The organism is Micromonospora sp. PRAS1 (assembly GCF_059553435.1).
On record NZ_JCANNB010000027.1, the window covers coordinates 54,261 to 71,426 of the forward strand.

Annotated in this window: 15 protein-coding genes; 2 read left to right on the forward strand and 13 right to left on the reverse strand. The window is 73.1% G+C overall.

The genetic code is table 11. From position 1 onward, the window contains the following. Window positions 1-42 precede the first annotated feature (42 nt). From AC507J_RS22955 to pepN, 8 genes are all read right to left on the reverse strand, one after another. Entirely contained in the window at window positions 43-2,421 is a 2,379-nt protein-coding gene (locus AC507J_RS22955; protein ID WP_496291236.1) for a ComEC/Rec2 family competence protein, read from the reverse strand. Beyond that, on the reverse strand, window positions 2,418-3,383 hold the full coding sequence (locus tag AC507J_RS22960; protein WP_496291237.1) for a ComEA family DNA-binding protein: 966 nt from the start codon (window positions 3,381-3,383) through the stop codon (window positions 2,418-2,420). The genes AC507J_RS22955 and AC507J_RS22960 overlap by 4 nt, the downstream gene beginning before the upstream one ends. 141 nt (window positions 3,384-3,524) lie before the next feature. Next, window positions 3,525-4,292 (reverse strand): SDR family NAD(P)-dependent oxidoreductase, encoded by a 768-nt coding sequence (locus tag AC507J_RS22965; RefSeq protein WP_496291238.1) that lies wholly within the window; start codon window positions 4,290-4,292, stop codon window positions 3,525-3,527. Window positions 4,293-4,380: 88 nt separating this feature from the next. Further along, the gene (locus AC507J_RS22970; protein ID WP_496291239.1) at window positions 4,381-5,226 is read right to left on the reverse strand and encodes a DegV family protein; all 846 of its coding nucleotides are present in this window, start codon (window positions 5,224-5,226) and stop codon (window positions 4,381-4,383) included. A 28-nt stretch (window positions 5,227-5,254) separates the two neighbouring features. After that, entirely contained in the window at window positions 5,255-5,905 is a 651-nt protein-coding gene (locus AC507J_RS22975) for a histidine phosphatase family protein (RefSeq protein ID WP_496291240.1), read from the reverse strand. Then, complete coding sequence (gene rsfS / locus AC507J_RS22980) at window positions 5,902-6,306, reverse strand: ribosome silencing factor (protein WP_341717200.1); 405 nt, start codon at window positions 6,304-6,306, stop codon at window positions 5,902-5,904. The genes AC507J_RS22975 and rsfS overlap by 4 nt, the downstream gene beginning before the upstream one ends. 99 nt (window positions 6,307-6,405) lie before the next feature. Then, complete coding sequence (nadD, locus tag AC507J_RS22985; protein ID WP_496291241.1) at window positions 6,406-7,002, reverse strand: nicotinate-nucleotide adenylyltransferase; 597 nt, start codon at window positions 7,000-7,002, stop codon at window positions 6,406-6,408. 65 nt (window positions 7,003-7,067) lie between these two features. Then, complete coding sequence (pepN, locus tag AC507J_RS22990; RefSeq protein WP_496291242.1) at window positions 7,068-9,581, reverse strand: aminopeptidase N; 2,514 nt, start codon at window positions 9,579-9,581, stop codon at window positions 7,068-7,070. Between the two features lie 68 nt (window positions 9,582-9,649). Here pepN and AC507J_RS22995 point away from each other — a divergent pair, with 68 nt between their 5' ends. Next, on the forward strand, window positions 9,650-9,868 hold the full coding sequence (locus AC507J_RS22995) for a DUF397 domain-containing protein (RefSeq protein WP_111244256.1): 219 nt from the start codon (window positions 9,650-9,652) through the stop codon (window positions 9,866-9,868). 338 nt (window positions 9,869-10,206) lie between these two features. Then, window positions 10,207-10,683 (forward strand): DUF4383 domain-containing protein, encoded by a 477-nt coding sequence (locus AC507J_RS23000; protein ID WP_496291243.1) that lies wholly within the window; start codon window positions 10,207-10,209, stop codon window positions 10,681-10,683. Between the two features lie 63 nt (window positions 10,684-10,746). Here AC507J_RS23000 and obgE read toward each other — a convergent pair whose 3' ends face one another. The 5 genes from obgE to AC507J_RS23025 all read right to left on the reverse strand — a co-directional run bounded on the left by obgE (window position 10,747) and on the right by AC507J_RS23025 (window position 17,158). Next, on the reverse strand, window positions 10,747-12,195 hold the full coding sequence (gene obgE, locus AC507J_RS23005; protein WP_496291244.1) for a GTPase ObgE: 1,449 nt from the start codon (window positions 12,193-12,195) through the stop codon (window positions 10,747-10,749). Window positions 12,196-12,286: 91 nt separating this feature from the next. Next, window positions 12,287-12,541 (reverse strand): 50S ribosomal protein L27, encoded by a 255-nt coding sequence (rpmA, locus tag AC507J_RS23010; RefSeq protein WP_496291245.1) that lies wholly within the window; start codon window positions 12,539-12,541, stop codon window positions 12,287-12,289. Between the two features lie 11 nt (window positions 12,542-12,552). Next, window positions 12,553-12,867, reverse strand: a complete 315-nt coding sequence (gene rplU / locus AC507J_RS23015; protein WP_131304423.1) for a 50S ribosomal protein L21 — start codon at window positions 12,865-12,867, stop codon at window positions 12,553-12,555. Window positions 12,868-13,128: 261 nt separating this feature from the next. After that, window positions 13,129-16,308 carry an Rne/Rng family ribonuclease gene (locus AC507J_RS23020; protein WP_496291246.1) on the reverse strand — a complete coding sequence of 1,060 codons (3,180 nt, stop codon included), beginning with the start codon at window positions 16,306-16,308 and terminating at the stop codon, window positions 13,129-13,131. Window positions 16,309-16,438: 130 nt separating this feature from the next. After that, window positions 16,439-17,158, reverse strand: coding sequence for a TIGR03936 family radical SAM-associated protein (locus tag AC507J_RS23025; protein ID WP_496291267.1), 720 nt, complete (start codon window positions 17,156-17,158; stop codon window positions 16,439-16,441). Between the last annotated feature and the right edge of the window lie 8 nt (window positions 17,159-17,166).

Sequence of the window (17,166 nt, forward strand, 5' to 3'; positions counted from 1 at the left end):
AATCCAGACATCTATCTCTTTTTGCCACAAAAGCTGATCTATTCATCGTTTGGCCCGGCTCGGGTCGACGCCGGCGGTCACCACCGCCAGGCCCACGGGGCCGACAAGTGCCGCCACGTCCCCGTCGACATCGGTACGCAGCACCCGCGCGCCGTTGCGGGACAGCCGGGCCAGCACCGCCTCGCTGGGATGGCCGTAGGTGTTGCCCGCACCCACCGGCACCAGCGCCACCGCCGGGCGGACCGCGTCCAGGAAGGCCGGATCCTGATACGCCGAGCCGTGGTGGGCGACCTTCAACACGTCGGCCCGCAGCCCATCCGGCGGCAACCGCTCCCGCAACTCGCGCTGCAACTCGGTCTCGGCGTCACCGGTGAGCAGGATCCGCACCCCACCCACGGTGGCCAGCAGCACGAGTGAGTTGTTGTTCGGATCCGACCTGGTGCCGCGCATCGGGTACGGCGGGCCGAGCACCACCAGTTCCGTCGTACCGGCCCGGTAGCGCCACCCGGTCGGCGCCGGCGCCAACGGGGTACCGTGCGCGGCGGCGGTGGCTCGGACCAGGTCCCGCCCGGTCGCCGGCTCCGGCCACTGCGGAGTGAGCACCGTGTCCACCTGCCGGCCACGGAAGATCCCGGCCACCCCGCCGGTGTGGTCGACATGGAAGTGGCTGACCACCAGCAGCGGCACCCGCCGCACGTCGAGCCGGCGCAGGCAGGCGTCCGCCGCCGCCGGGTCCGGGCCGGCGTCGACCACCACCGCCCGACCGGCCGCCACCGGCAACACCACGGTGTCGCCCTGACCGACGGCGCAGACGGCGATCACCCAGCCCGTCGGCGGCCAGCCGGGGGCGAACACCCGGACCGGCATGCTGCCGAGCACCACCGCAAGCGCCAGCACCAACACCAACCGGCGCAGCACCGGCCGGCGGAACGCCACCAGCAGGAGCAGGGTCAGCCCGGTCAGCAGCAGCGCCCCGGACACCCCGTCGGGCCAGGGCAGGTTGCCGGCCGGTACCCGGGCGCCGTACCGGGCGACCAGCACCAGCCACCAGGCCGGCCAGTGCGCCAGCCAGGCGACGAACTCGGCACCGGCCGGCCAGACCGGCGACCCGATCGCAGCCACCACACCCAGCACGGTGGCCGGGGCAATCGCCGGCACCGCGAGCAGGTTGGCCGGCACGGCGACCAGGCTGACCGTCCCGGACAGGGCGGCGATCACCGGTGAGCAGGCCAGTTGCGCGGCGGCCGGCACCGCGAGCGCCTCGGCGGCCCCCGGTGGTACGCCGCGCCGCCGCAGGCCGTCCCGCCACCGGGGCGCGAGCAGCAGCAGGCCGCCGGTGGCGAGCACGGAGAGCGCGAAGCCGGGGTCACCGGCCAGGTCGGGATCGACAAGCACCAGCACCGCCACCGCGGCGGCCAGGGCCGGCACCGCCGCCCGGGGTCGGCCCGCGGCCAGCGCGGCGAGCCCGATCGCGCCCATGGTGGCCGCGCGGACCACACTCGGCGACGGCCGGACCAGGATGACGAAGCCCACCAGGGCCAGCCCACAGAGTCCGGCGGCCAGGAGCGGGCCGGCGCGTGCCCAGCGGGCCAACAACAGCACCGCGCCCACGATGATCGCGACATTGGAGCCGGACACCGCGTTCAAATGCGTCATTCCGGTCGCGCGGAAGTCCTCCTCCACCGGGTCGGGCAGTTGGCTGGTGTCGCCGACGACCAGGCCCGGCAGCAGCCCACCCGGCTCGTCGGGCAGCGGCGCGCAGGCCTGTTGCAGGCCGGCGCGGAGCCGACCGGCGGCCCGTTGCAGGGCCGACGGCGAGCCGAGCCGGACGGGTGGCCCGGTGGTGGTGAGCACGGCACCGGTCAGGTCGCCGCCGCGCGGTTCCGCCAGCCGCCCCTCGGCGGTGAGCCGCTGCCCGGGCAGCAACCCGCGCCAGGCCGGATCGTCGGCGAGCACCAGCATCCGGGCCGGTACGGTGACCCGCTGCCCCGCCGGGCCGTGGACGGTCACCAGCTTCGCCCGCACCAGCATGGTCGGCGGACGGCCCACGATGCCACCGCGTACCGCCCGGGGGTCGTCCCGGACGACCAGCTCGGCGGTGACCCGGCCGCCCTCCTCGGTCAGGGCGCGCAGCGGCTCGGCGTCGCGGACGGCCATCCGGGCCGAGGTGGCCGCGCCACCACAGAGGACACCGATCAGGACCGCGACCGCGATCCAGCCGTAGCGGCGGGCGATGGTGCCGGGACGGGCGACGACTCCGAGCAGGTGCAGTGCCGCGAGCAGGGCGAGACCGGCCGCGACGGCGGACACCAGCAGCGTACGCCGGGCGTCGAGCTGCAGCCCGGCCAGCGCGGTGAGCCAGGCCGCCACGGCCAGCCCGGCCAGCCGAAGGTCAGGTGGTTTCTCGTCGCCCGCACTCACACGGTCACCAGGTCCTTGAGCTGCTCGTACCGCGCGTCGCCGATGCCGCTGACCTGGCGCAGGTCGCCGACGGTCCGGAATCCACCGTGCTGGTCGCGGTGCGCGATGATGCGCTGGGCCAGCACCGGCCCCACCCCGGGCAGCGTCTCCAGTTGGGCCGAGGTCGCGGTGTTGAGGTTGACCCGCGCTCCGGTCGCCGGCTCCCCGGCCGGTGCCGCGCCGGGCTGCGCCGCCCCCGGCGGCGCGGCGGGCGCCGGCACGCCGACCAGGATCAGCTCGCCGTCGGAGACCTTCCGGGCGGGGTTCAGCATCGCCACGTCCACCCCGGGCAGCGCCCCGCCGGCCGCCTCGACGGCGTCGGCCACCCGCGACCCGGCCGGAATCCGGACCAGCCCGGGTCGGCGGACCTTCCCGGCGACCGCGACGACCAGTTCCCCGGACGCCGTGCTCCCCGGCTCGACACCGCCCGGGGCCGCCGGGTCGGCACCGCCCGGGGCCGCCGGATCCGGGGTGACTGCAGCGCCCGTCGCGGCGACGACCGGCTCCACCTGAGGACGCGCCCGCCAGGCCCAGCCGGCGGCGGCGATCACCACCAGAACAGCGACGACCGCGAGCGCCCGCACACCCCGCCGGCCCGGGTCGAACACGCCCGGCCCCGGCAACCGGGACACCGGCAACGCCTCCGGCGCCGGCTCGACCTCCAACGAGGGCGGCCCATCGCCCCGGAGCGACTCGGGCGGATCTGATCGCGGCCCGGCGACAGGCACCGGATCCGAGACTTCCGCCAGCGGGCGCGGGCCACCACCGGCGTGAATCGGAAGCAGCACGGTCGGCCAGTCCAGCCGGGACGGTGACTCCGGCCCGGCCACCGGCAGCGGCGGTACGTCGCCGTGATCCGCCCGGGCACCGGGCATCAGCCGCCGGAGTCGCTCCCGGACCACCGTCTCCTCGTCGTTGGACACGGCGCGAGGCTAGGGCGGCGAGGGCAGCCTCTGCTGGTTCACGGTGCCCGTGCTGTGGACAACCGGCGGACTGTGGACAACGCCCTGATCATGCCCACAATGTGCTAGGGCCCGCCGCTCTCCGTTGTCCCGGCGTCGTCCTCAGCGGGCTTCCGGGTCGAGGCCGAGCGCCGCGCGCCCGCCGTCCACCGGCAGGGTGACGCCGTTGACGAAGCCCGCCGCCGGGGAGAGCAGGTACGCCACCGCCTCGGCCACGTCCTGCGGCTGGCCGATCCGGCCCACCGGATGCAGCTGGGCCAGCTCCGCCTCGATCCGCCGTACCCGGTCCGGCTCCTGGCCCGCGAGGAACGCCTCGTGCCGCTCCGTCGACACCGAGCCGAGCGCGACGGCGTTGGCCCGGATGCCGTACCGGCCGTACTCCACGGCCAGCGCCCGGGTGAGCCCCTCGATGGCGGCCTTGGCAGTGGCGTACGGCAGGCAACCGGGCACCGGGCGGCTGGCCTGGTGGGACGAGACATTGACCACGGCGCCGGCGGTACCGGCGGCGAGGAAGCGGCGGACCGCGGTGGCGGCACCGACCACGGCCGGGCGCAGGTTGCGGGTGATCAGGTCGACGACCTCGCCGACCGGGGCGTCGTGCACGGAGGCGTCCCGGAACACCGCGGCGTTGTTGACCCAGCCGGTCAGCGGCCCGGCTCGGTCCGCGAGGTCGGCGGCGCGGGCCGCGACGCCCTCGTCGGCGGCGTCGCCGACGACAACCACAAGCCGCTCGGCGTCGGGGTGCCCCGGCACCCAGGACACCGCCGCCGGATCACGCTCGATCAGCACGACGGTCTCGCCGCCGACGAGTAGCCGTTCCACGATTCCCCGGCCGACTCCGCGCCCGCCCCCGGTCACCACAGAGGACATCGGTCAACCCCTCCCCCGAGCCGCAACAAACTGCACGACCCATCCTCGTCCCGCAGCACCACGTACGCTGGCCGAGGTGGACCGGCCGTCAGCGGCAATGGATGACGACGCAGGCCAGGCCGGGGCCGGCATGGGCGGCGACGGCCGCACCGGCCTCGGAGACGTACGTGTCGTACAGTCGGTCGTCGAGCCGGGTGGCCAGCGCGTCGAGCAGTTGTTCGGCTCGTTGCGGCGCCGCGAGATGGTGCACGGCGACGTCCACCGGCCCGTCCCCGGCCGCCTCCACGGCCAGGTCGATCAGTCGTGCCACGCCCCGGCTGGCGGTACGCACCTTGTCCCGCAGCACGATGACGCCGTCGGGCATGTGCAGGATCGGCTTGACCGAGAGCGCGGTGCCGAGCAGTGCCTCGGCGGCGTTGATCCGGCCGCCCCGGCGGAGGAACTCAAGCGTGTCGACGTAGAAGAAGATCGTGGTACGCCCGACGGCGTCCACGGCGGCGGCCCGCACGCCGGCCAGGTCGGTACCGTCGACGGCGGCCCGGGCCGCCGCGATGGCCGGGAAGCCGAGACCCATACCGCAGGAGCGACTGTCCACCACCTGCACCCGGTCACCGAACTGAGCCGCGGCCAGCTCGGCCGCCTCGATCGTGCCGGAGAGACCGGCCGACAGGTGTACCGAGACCACGCCGTCGGCCCCGGCGTCCAGCAACTCGCGGTACGTGAGGGCGAACTGCTCCGGTGACGGTCGTGAGGTGCTCACCGAGACCCGACGGGCGCTCAGGGCGCGGGTGGCGTCCGCCGGGAAGACCTCGACCCCCTCCAGCCCTTCAATGCCGTTGAGCACCACGGTCAGCGGCACCACGGTCAGCCGGTACGCCGGCACCAGCTCGGATGGAAGGTAGGCGGTGGAGTCGGTCACGACCGCGACGGGCATGCTCGGCACGGTAGCCGATCGCACCGGATCAGCCGGGATCAGCCAGCCCGGGGGTGGCCGCAGGGGTGCCGTCGGTCGGGATCGGCCCGACGTTGTGGGCCCGCAGGTGCCACCCGCGCCCGGTGTCCTGGCGCAGCTCCGTCCAGTGGCAGTTGCGCAGCGAGCCGACCGCGCGCAGCACGCCGTGCTCCCAGCCGAGCAGGTAGCCACACCCCTGCCGGGCGGCGCCGCCATGGGTGGCGACCACGATCGTGCCGCCGGGCGCCTCGTCGGCGGCCTCCTGCAACGCGGTGCCGATCCTTTTACCCAGCTCGTCGAGATGCTCGATGCCGGAGCCCGGATCCGGGTCACCGGCCCGCCAGCGGGCGTACTCGTCGGGGAACCGCTCGGTGATCTCGGTGAGCAGCAGACCCTGCCAGCTCCCGAAGTAGCGTTCGCGCAACCGGGCGTCGGAGCGCACCGGCAGGCCGGTCAGCGCGGCGAGCGCGGCGGCGGTGTCCGCCGCGCGGCTCAGGTCACTGGCCATGATGGCGTCCGGTCGCATCGTGGCGAGCAGCGGCGCGGCGGCCCGCGCCTGCTCCCGGCCGAGGTCGTTCAGGGGTGCGTCGGACTGGCCCTGCACCCGCTTGGCGGCGTTCCAGGCGGTGTTGCCGTGCCGCCAGATGATCAGGCGGGTCACTCGCCCGATCCGGCGGCGGCTTCGGCCCGGGCCAGGTCCCGGTCGACGAACGGGATGGTGGGGCAGTCCTTCCAGAGCCGGTCGAGGGCGTAGAACTCGCGTTCCTCGGTGTGCTGGACGTGCACCACGATGTCGACGTAGTCGAGCAGCACCCAGCGCCCGCCGCGCTCGCCCTCGCGCCGTACCGGCTTCGCCTTCTCGGGCAGGTCGAGCAGCGCCTCTTCGATGGCATCGACAATGGCCAGCACCTGGCGCTCGTTCGGGGCCGCGGCGAGCACGAACGCGTCGGTGATGGCGAGCTGGTCGCCCACGTCGATGATGACGATGTCCTGAGCCTTCTTGTCGGCTGCCGCCTGGGCGGCGGTGATCGCCAGCTCGTGAGCGCGTTCGGAAACTGTCACCGTTCTCCTTCGATCATTCGTGCGATGGTTCCAGCCTCTCACACGGGTCGGATTCGCGACCTACCGGTTTTCGCCCAATACCGGGCGTAATCGGTCGAATCACTCCTGATAGAGACGTCTTTTCGCGATGTACTGCACCACACCGTCCGGCACCAGGTACCAGAGCGGCGCACCGCGAGCGACCCGGGCCCGGCAGTCGGTGGACGAGATCGCCATCGCCGGCACCTGGACCAGACTGACCGTGTCGGCCGGCAGGTGCGCGTCGGAGAGTTCGAAGCCGGGCCGGGTCACCCCGATGAAGTGCGCCAACTCGAAGATCTCGTTGAGGTTCTTCCAGCTCAGGATCTTCTCCAGGGCGTCCGCGCCGGTGATGAAGAAGAGTTGGGCCTTCGGCCCGTACACCTCGTGCAGGTCGCGCAGGGTGTCGACGGTGTAGGTCGGGCCACCCCGGTCGATGTCCACCCGGCTGACCTGGAACCGCGGGTTGGAGGCGGTGGCGACCACCGTCATGAGATAACGGTCCTCGGCCGAGCTGACCGGCATGTCCGCCTTCTGCCACGGCTGGCCGGTCGGCACGAAGATCACTTCGTCGAGCCCGAACCGGTCCGCCACCTCGCTCGCCGCCACCAGGTGCCCGTGGTGGATCGGGTCGAAGGTGCCGCCCATGATCCCGATCCGCCGGATGTCGTCCACCACCCCATGATCCTAGAACCCGCACCCGGCCGGGCCGGCACCCTCCGTACCGCCCCGGCCACCGGTGGTCAGGCGGTCGTGGCGGCCACCGCCGTCCGGACCACCAGGGCACGGCGCAGGTCGTCGTCGGCGTCGGTGACCACCCGGCGCAACCCGGGGGTGAGGTCGTCGCGGGCGAGCAGCGCCGCGGCCGCCTCCCGGGTGGATTGCGCCACGGCGTAGCGGGGGAAGGCCAGCTCCGCCACCTCGTCGGCCACCCAGGGCGTACGCAGCCGCGCGGCGGCCGGCATGTCGGTGAAGTACCGCTCGACGTAGTCTGCGGTCAACTCCGCCTGCTCGGGTTGCCAGAAACCGGCGGCGGTCGCCTCGACCAGCCGGTTGGACAGCTCGGTGTTCGACACAATGATCTCCCACGCGGTCCGCTTGGCCGCCGGATCGGGCAACGCCGCCCGGCACCTGGCGGCGCGCTCCGCGCCGGTGGCGCTCGGATCGGCCGCCGCCTCCGCCGCGATCTCGGCCGCGCCGGCCGCGCCCAGCAGCACCAGCCGGGCCAGGATCGCCCAGCGCAGCTCCACGTCGACCGCCAACCCCGCTGGTACGTCCCGGCCGGCGAGCCAGCCCGTGAGCAGCTCGGCGTCGGTGGTCGCGGCGATCAGCCCGCGCGCCGCGGCCAACTGCAACGACTCCCCCGGCGCGGCACCGTCGAGCAACCGCCGGCAGGAGTCGGCGAGCACGGTCAGCGCGGCCTGGCGGGCCGCCGGGTCGAGGTAGCGGTCCACCAACGAGCGGCTCAGCGCGAGCACGTCCTCGGCGATGATCACCTCGGTCTCGGTGGGTAGTGCCCTCGCGGTCAGCTCCACGACCGCGCCGACCGGTCGCTCGCCGTCGGTCGCGGCGTCAAGCGCCTCGCCCCAGAGCAGCGCCCGGGCCAGCGGGTCGGCTAGGCGGGGCAGCAACGACGGCACGGCATCGGCCGAGGCGGGATCGAGCCGGATCTTGGCAAAGGTCAGGTCACCGTCGTTGGGCAGCAGAACCGCCGCCGCTGGCTGCCCGGCCAACCCGGCGAGGACCGTACGCCCCTCGTCGACCTTCGGATCCAGGTCGACCTCGACGCGTTCGGCGGTGCCGTCGACGGCGTACCGGCCCACCCCGATGCGGTGCGGGCGCAGCACCGGGTGCGTCGGCGGTGCGGTCTGCGCGACGACCACCTCGGCGTACCGGCCCCGGTCGTCCACGGTCACCTCGGCCCGCAGCGTGTTCACCTGCGGGGTACGCAGCCAGCTCTGCGCCCAGCCGCCGAGATCCCGGCCACTTGCGGCAGAGAGGCTCGCCAGCAGGTCCGCCAGGGTGGCGTTGCCGAACCGGTGCCGGGCGAAGTGGTCGTTCAGGCCGGCCAGGAAGGCGTCGTCACCGAGCCAGGCCACCAACTGCCGCAGCACGCTGGCGCCCTTGGCGTACGAGATGCCGTCAAAGTTGAGCAGCGCCTCGGCGGCGTCGACCACCTGCTCCGGGGCGACCGGGTGGGTGGAGGGCCGCTGGTCGGCGGCGTATCCCCAGGCCTTGCGCCGCAGCGCGAAGGTCGTCCACGCCCCGCCGAAGCGGGTCGCCTCGGCGGTGACCCGGGTGCCGAGGTACTCCGCGAACGACTCGTTCAGCCACAGGTCGTCCCACCAGCGCATGGTGACCAGGTCACCGAACCACATGTGCGCCATCTCGTGGGCGATGGTGGTGGCCCGCAGTTCCCGCTGGGTGTCGGTGACCGCGGACCGGAAGATGTAGTCGTCGCGGAAGGTGACCAGCCCCGGGTTCTCCATGGCACCGGCGTTGAACTCCGGCACGAACGCCTGGTCGTACTTGCCGAACGGGTAACGCTCGTCGAAGAGCTGGTGAAAGCGGTCCAGGCACTGCTTGGTGACTGTGAAGATCTCCTCCGCGTCGGCGTCCAGGTGCTCGGCGAGGGAACGTCGGCAGTAGACGCCGAGCGGAATGCCGTCGTGGCTGTCCCGGCGTACGTGCCAAGGGCCGGCGACCACTGTGAAGAAGTACGTCGCGATCGGCAGGGTGGGTGCGAACTCCCAGCGCCCCGGCTCCGGGTTGGCGGCCAACTCGGCGTTCGCCGCCACCGTCCAGTGCGGCGGTGCGGTGACCGAGAGGGTGACCGGCGCCTTCAGGTCGGGCTGGTCGAAGGCGGCGAAGATGCGCTGCACATCGTCCAGGAAGGACATCGCGTAGAGGTAGGTCTCGCCGTCGGCCGGGTCGACGAACCGGTGCATTCCCTCGCCGCTGTTCGTGTACGCCATCTCGGCGTCGACGGTAAGCGTGTTCTCCTCGGTCAGCCCGGTCAGCGGCAGCCGGTTGTCGACAAACGTGGCCAGGTCGACGTCGACGCCGTTGAGGCGTACCGCAAGCAGTTTCGCGGGCTTGACCTCGGCGAAGGTCTCGGTGGCGGTGGCCCGGAACCGGATCGTGACGTGCGAGCGGAACCGCTCTGCGTCCCCGGTCAGGTCGAGGTCCACCTGGTAGGACGTGACAGATATCGACGCGCCACGCGCGGTCGACTCTGCACGGGTCAGGCTCGGCATCCGCTTATCCTGCCCGATGGGCCGAGCGAAGGGCTCGCCAATTCCCCCTGGACCTGGAGGACCTGACCATGACAACGCACCCCAAGGGCGACTTCGACCTCTCCCGCGCGGTCTGGCAGCGGGCCGAGGGCGACACCTCCGAGGCGGCGGTGGAGGTCGCCTTCGTCGACGACCTCATCGGTATGCGCAACTCCGCCGAGCCGGACGGCCCGGTGCTGGTCTTCACGAAGGCCGAGTGGGACGCCTTCGTCGCGGGCGCCCAGGACGGCGAGTTCGACCTGGACTGACTCCCTGACTGCGGCGGAGCGGCCCGCCGTCGGCACCGACGTGCCAGCTACCGGCCGACTCCGCCGAAGGGCAGCGCCGACGCGGGACGGGTGCCCGGCCGGCGTGCGGCCCCTCGGCGGAGCACGGTCAGGCAGCTGACCGACTCGGCCGCCTGCTGGGCCGTCTCGCGCAGGTCCTGGGTGACCTCGCCGGTACCCGGCTCAGCTTGGCCGTTTCGCTGCGGGGCACCCGCGCCGGCCGACAAAATGGAGGATCAGCAGGCCAGCGAGATCGCAGGTAGGTGACCTCGCCGCCCCGGCGGCCACCGGCCCTGCCCCGATCCACAGAGGTGACATCGATGGCGCATCGGTCAGACCGGGGCCGGGCGGGACGCAGCAAGGTCCAACTCGCCGCCCTGGCGGTGGCGTGCCTCTTCCTGCTCCTCGGCGTGGCCGGCTTCATTCCCGGCATCACCACCGACTACGGCGACATGTCCTTCGCCGGGCACCACTCGAGGGCGAAGCTGCTCGGCCTCTTCCAGGTCTCGATCCTGCACAACCTGCTGCATCTCGGCTTCGGCCTGGTCGGCCTGGTGCTGGCCCGCCGGGTGGCCGGCGCGCGGTTCTTCCTGGTCGGCGGCGGCGCGATCTACCTCGTCCTGTGGCTGTACGGGTGGGCGGTCGAGGACGAGAGCGCGGCCAACTTCATCCCGGTGAACGGTGCCGACGACTTCCTGCACCTGGGGCTCGGTTTCGGCATGCTGGCCCTGGGCCTGCTGCTCTCCAACAACGTCGGCACCGGCACCGCACCGGACAACCCCTTCGACCGCCCCTGACCCGCGATCTCGGCACGCCGCGAGGCGCGAACCGACCCGGCCGGCCGGATCCGGGACCGGAGGCTACTCGGCGTCCTCCGTCTGGGGGGCCGGCTCGATCTCGTCGGCGGGCCGCTGCCGGCGAGCCTTACGGGCCGCCAGCCGCTCGGCCGCGCTGGCCCGGGTCGGCCGCTCCTCCAGCCGGACGTCGCGACCGCGCGCACCGGGCACGAACTCGGCGCCGGCATAGAGCGTGGGCTGCCAGTCGAACTCCCGCTCGCCGATCCGGACCAGGTCACCGGGCTGGGCACCGGCCTTGGCCAGCTGCTCCTCCACACCCAGCCGGGCCAGCCGGTCGGCGAGGTAGCCGACCGCCTCGTCGTTGTCGAAGTTCGTCTGACGTACCCAGCGCTCCGGCCGGGCGCCACGCACCGTGTACGAGCCGTCCTTCTCCGCCTCGATGGTGAAACCGGCGTCGTCGACCGCCCTCGGCCGGAGCACGATCCGGGTCGGCTCGGCCGGGGGTGTCGCCGCCCGCGCCTGCTCGACCAGTTCGGCCAGCGCGAAGGTGAACTCCTTGAGCCCCTCCCGGGTGGCCGCCGACACCTCGAAGACCCGCAGGCCGCGCGCTGCCAGGTCGGGCCGGACGATCTCGGCGAGGTCACGGCCGTCGGGCACGTCGATCTTGTTCAGCGCGACCAGTCGCGGCCGGTCGGCCAGGCCGCCGTACGCGGCCAGCTCCGCCTCGATGGTGTCGATGTCGGCCAACGGATCCCGGCCGGGCTCCAGGGTGGCGGTGTCGATCACGTGCACCAGGACGGCGCAGCGTTCGACGTGCCGCAGGAACTCCAGCCCGAGCCCCTTGCCGGTGGCCGCGCCGGGGATCAGACCGGGCACGTCGGCGACCGTGAAGGTGTGGTTGTCGACCCGGACCACGCCGAGGTTCGGCACCAGCGTGGTGAACGGGTAGTCGGCGATCTTCGGCTTGGCGGCGGAGATCACCGAGATCAGCGACGACTTACCGGCCGACGGGAAACCCACCAGGCCGACGTCGGCGACGCTCTTGAGCTCCAGCACCACGTCCAGTTGCTCACCCGGCTCGCCGAGTTCGGCGAAGCCGGGCGCTTTGCGGCGGGCGTTGGCCAGCGAGGCGTTGCCCCGGCCACCGCGCCCGCCCCGGGCCACCTCGAAGGTGGTCCCGGCGCCGACCATGTCGGCCAGTACGGTGCCGTCCAGGCTCTGCACCACCGTGCCGTCGGGCACCGTGAGCACCAGGTCGGCACCGTTGGCACCGTCCCGGTTCGAACCCGCGCCACCGCGGCCGTTCGCGGCCTTGACGTGCGGGCGGAAGTGGAAGTCGAGCAGCGTGTGCACCTGCGGGTCGACCACCAGGGAGACACTGCCGCCGTGTCCGCCGTTACCGCCGTCGGGGCCGCCGAACGGCTTGAACTTCTCCCGGTGGATCGAGACACAACCGTGCCCGCCGTCGCCGGCCTGCAGATGCAGGACGACCCGGTCAACGAAGGTAGTCACGCCGCAATCCTTCCAGCGGGGACCGCCCCCGCGCGAGAAAAAGCGAAGCGGGCCGGGACATCAGGTCCACGGCCCGCTTGTCGCTTTCGAGCTACTGCTGCGGCACGATGCTGACGGTCTTACGACCGCGCTTGGTGCCGAACTGGACCGAACCGGGGGCCAGCGCGAAGAGCGTGTCGTCGCCGCCGCGGCCAACCAGGTCACCGGGGTGGAACTTGGTGCCACGCTGCCGGACGATGATCTCGCCCGCGCTGACGACCTGACCACCGAAGCGCTTCACGCCGAGCCGCTGGGCCGCGGAGTCACGACCGTTACGCGAGCTGGACGCACCCTTTTTGTGAGCCATCTTGAGACGACCTACTTCCCGCTGGAGATGCCGGTCACCTTGACCTGGGTCAACGGCTGGCGGTGACCCTGGCGCTTGTGGTAGCCGGTCTTGTTCTTGAACTTGTGGATCCGGATCTTCGGGCCCTTGGTGTGCGCGGCGATCTCACCGGACACCTCGACCTGAGCGAGCTTGGCCGCGTCGGTCACCAGGTCGTCACCGTCGACGAGGAGCACCGCGGCGAGCTTCACCGCGTCGCCGGGGGCACCGGCGAGCTTCTCGACCTCGATCACGTCGCCCTCGGCGACCTTGTACTGCTTGCCGCCGGTCTTGACGATCGCGTACATCGGAGGCGGACTCCCTGTCGTTGAGGCTGCTGGCGGTCGTCCCCACGGCGGCCGCCGGGTAGCAGAGGCACGGCGGCGCGGGCACGCGGGAACTCGGCACACCAAAGTGCGCCGCAGGTTAGCGTACGCCATCGGAACCCCCGACCCCAAACCGGCCCGGCCCTTTCGGCACGCCAGCGCCGCGCAGGCAGCCGAGGTGACACACGTCGCGGGCCCCTCCCGGCTACGTCGCCAGGAGGGGCCCGGAAGTGTCGACCTAGATCAGGGGCGGGTACGACGGCGCGCGCCACCCCGGCGGGACCGCCGCCGACCGGTACCGCTCTCCGTACCGTCCTCTTCGTCGGCCTCACCGAGCGCGTCCGGGTCGTCCGGTGCGGCGAGCCGGGCGGACTCGCCCTGCTGGCTGTCGGCGACGTCCGGGGCAGCTGGCGTGTCCGTCTCGTACCGGGACAGGTCGTAGCCCATGGTGTCGTGGAAGTCGGCGTCGGCGGTGCTCGTGGTGTCGGTCTCGGTGACCTCGACCACGGTCCGCTCGGCCGGTGCGCTCTTGCGAGCGCGGCGGCGCGACGATGCGCTGCCCTGCTCGACAGCGACCGGAGCAGCGGCCGAGGCGATCGCCTTGACCTTGTCGCCACTGCCCTTGTCGCCACTGCCCGAGCGTGGCTTCTCCGGCACCGGCTCGGTGTGGATGATCAGCCCTCGGCCCTTGCAGCACTCGCAGGTCTCGCTGAACGCCTCCACCAGCCCGGCGCCGATCCGCTTCCGGGTCATCTGCACCAGACCCAGCGACGTGATCTCGGTGACCTGGTGCTTGGTCCGGTCCCGGCCCAGGCACTCGGTAAGCCGGCGCAGCACCAGTTCCCGGTTCGACTCCAGCACCATGTCGATGAAGTCGATCACCACGATGCCGCCGATGTCGCGCAACCGCAGCTGACGGACGATCTCCTCGGCCGCTTCCAGGTTGTTGCGGGTGACCGTCTCCTCGAGATTGCCGCCGGCCCCGGTGTACTTACCGGTGTTCACGTCGACCACGGTCATCGCCTCGGTCCGGTCGATCACCAGGTGGCCGCCGGAGGGCAGGAAGACCTTCCGGTCGAGCCCCTTGAGGATCTGCTCGTCGATGCGGTACTCGGCGAAGACGTCGGTGGTGCCGACGTGCCGGCGCAGCCGGGTGACCAGGTCCGGCGAGACGTGCGACAGGTACGACTCGACCATGTCGTACGACTCGTCGCCCTCGATCACCAGCTCGCGGAAATCCTCGTTGAACAGGTCCCGGACCACCCGGATGACGAGATCCGGCTCCGCGTAGAGCAGGACCGGCGCCCCGCCCTCGGCGGCCTTGGCCTGGATGTCCTCCCACTGCGCCTGGAGCCGCTTGACGTCCCGGGCCAGCTCGTCCTCGCTGGCCCCCTCGGCCGCGGTCCGGACGATCACCCCGGCGCCCTCCGGCACCAGCTTCTTCAGCGCGTCGCGCAGGCGCTTGCGCTCGGTGTCCGGCAGCTTGCGGCTGATGCCCGAGGCGTTGCCGCCCGGCACGTACACCAGGTGCCGGCCGGAGAGCGCGATGTGGCTGGTCAGCCGGGCGCCCTTGTGCCCGATCGGGTCCTTGGTGACCTGCACCAGCACCGAGTCGCCGGAGCGGAGCGCCTGCTCGATCGAGCGGGCCCGCCCCTCCAGCCCGGTGGTGTCCCAGTTGACCTCACCGGCATACAGGACCGCGTTGCGGCCCCGGCCGATGTCCACGAACGCCGCCTCCATGCTGGGCAGCACGTTCTGCACCTTGCCGAGGTAGACGTTGCCGGCCATGGTGGCCGCCGAGTTACGGGTCACGTAGTGCTCGACCAGTACGCCGTCCTCCAGCACAGCGATCTGCGTACGGTCCCCGCGTTGGCGTACCGCCATCACCCGGTCGACCGCCTCCCGGCGGGCCAGGAACTCGGATTCGCTGAGGATCGGCGGACGGGTCCGGCGCTGCTCGCGGCCGTCCCGGCGGCGCTGCCGCTTGGCTTCCAGACGGGTCGAACCGGAGACGCCCTGCACCTCGTCGACGGTCTTGCGCGGCTCTCTGATCTTCACCACGGTGGGTACGCCGTCGTCGGCGGCACCCTCGGTGTCGCTGGCTCCCCGGCGGCGACGGCGGCGCCGTCGACGGGTCATCCCGTCGCCCTCGGCCTCGTCGCCGCTCTCCTCGTCGCCGGCCTCCTCGTCGGCTTCCTCAGCCACGGCCTGGACCGGCTCCTCGGACTCGTTCTCCTCGGCGTCCTCGGCACCGCCCTTACCGCGACCCCGGCCCCGGCGACCCCGACGGCGACGGCGACGGCCGGAGAGGCCCTCCTCGTCGTCCTCGTCCTCCTCGGCGCCTTCCTCGGCGGCCGAGGTGGGCTCCTCCTCGGTGGCCTCGACCTCCAGCGCGGGCTCGGCCTCCCGCCGGCTGCGCCGACGCCGCCGCGACGGCTCGGCCGGTTCCTCGACGGTCTCCTGCTCAGCCAGGGCTGCCGCCTCGGCCGCGGCGACGCGGGCCGCGGTGATCTCCTCCGGGGCCATGAACAGCACCGTCGGTGCGGTGAGCGCCGCACGCCGCCGGCGGGACCGGGGCTCCGGTGCCGGCTCTGCGGCCGCCTCGGGGGCGGGCGGGGCGGCTGCCGTACCCGGTGCCGGCTCCGCAGCCGCCGCCGGCTCTGCCTCGACGTTCGTCTCAGGCGCGGCCGGCGACGCGGCGGCGCCGCTCGCCGCCGGCGCGCCAGCGCCGAACTCGGTGCCCGCCTCGGGTTCCGCGCCGGCCGCCGGCCCCTCGTCCGGCGCAGGCTGCGCACCGGCCGCGGGGCGTTCCGCCGCCGTGGTCCGCTTCCGCGCCGGGGATCGCTTCGCCGCCGGCTGCTCGGCTGCTTCGGGCTGGTCGGTGGCCGGCTCGGCCGCCGCAGGAGCCGCCTTCTTGCGGCGGGTACGGGTGACCTTGAGCGGCGGTACGACGTCACCGTCGGCCGCCGCCACCTCGACCGCCTCCACCGGCTCCTCGGCGACCTTCTGCGCGCCGGTGGCCTTGCGGCGGCGGCGTGGGGTCTTCGGCGCGGCCTCCAGGTCGGCGGCGACCGGGGCGAAGACCTCGGCCTGAGGCGCTTCTCCGCTGCCCGGCGCCGGAGTGCTGGACGCCTCCACCGGCGCGTCGGTCTGCTCGGGCTGGCTGAGCGGGGTGGTCCGGCGTCGTGCGGTACGTCGCTTCGGCGGCGTCTCGGCCACCGCCGCGCCCCCCAGGTCGGCGGTGCCGCTCACGGCGGCACCGGTCTCCCCCGGCGCGACGGTCTCCGGCGCAACGCCGGTCGCGTCCGGTGGCACCCCCGCGCCCTGCGGCGTGCCCGCCGCGTCGGCGGTGCTGTTCTCGGCGGTCTCGTCGGCCGGGTTCGCGCCGGTCCGTTCGCCGCCCTCGGGCTCGTTCTCGAGCATGGACGTTCTCCAGTTCTGGCTTCCCCGGGCGCGGGTGAGCGCTGCCACGCAGGGTCGCCGCAATGGTGTTTCCCCGGGCGCACGGCGTGCGCGACCGGCGAAGTCTGCCTGTCTGGGCGCCGACCGTCGGTCAGCGCCCGCCGATGGTTGCCCCGTCGCGGTCCGCGTCCAGCGGGTCCACGATCGCACCCTGCGCGGTCAGCGTGCCCTGAGCCAGCCGGATCACCTTCGGGGCCACCGGCGGCTCCAGGCCGGCCACCACGCGGAGGCCGGAAAGGACGTCATCGGGTCGTACGGACGGGGTGACCTGCCGCACGACCAGTTCGAGTATCGCACACGGTACGGCCGGTGCCCCGGAAGGCGTCGCCGGTGCGGCATCGACATCGATGCCAATCACCGCGCCGCGCGCGTCGAAGGTCCGCCGCCCCTGCTTGGTCATCCGCTCGACCAGCACCTCCTCGGCTGCGGTGAAGGCGGCGACCGCCTTCACCAGAACGTCGGGATCCACCTCCGGCAGCTCGATCCGCCAACGGGACGCCTCGATCCGGTCGGCCAGGCTGCCCCCGGTGGCCACGACCACGTCCAGGACGTCGAGGCCGGGTGAGAGCGCCGCGTCCAGCGCCGCCCGCAACTGCGCCGGCTCGACCGGCTCGCGCAGGCCGATCTCCAGGTACTCCGCCTCGCTCGCCACCCCGGTCGGCGCCGCGCTGGCGTACGAGATCTTGGGGTGCGGGGTGAAGCCCTGGGAAAAGGCCACCGGGACGCCGGCGCGGCGCAGGGCCCGCTCGAACGCCCGGGCGAAGTCCCGGTGTGAGGTGAACCGCAGCGGCCCCCGCTTGGCGTACCGGATCCGGACGC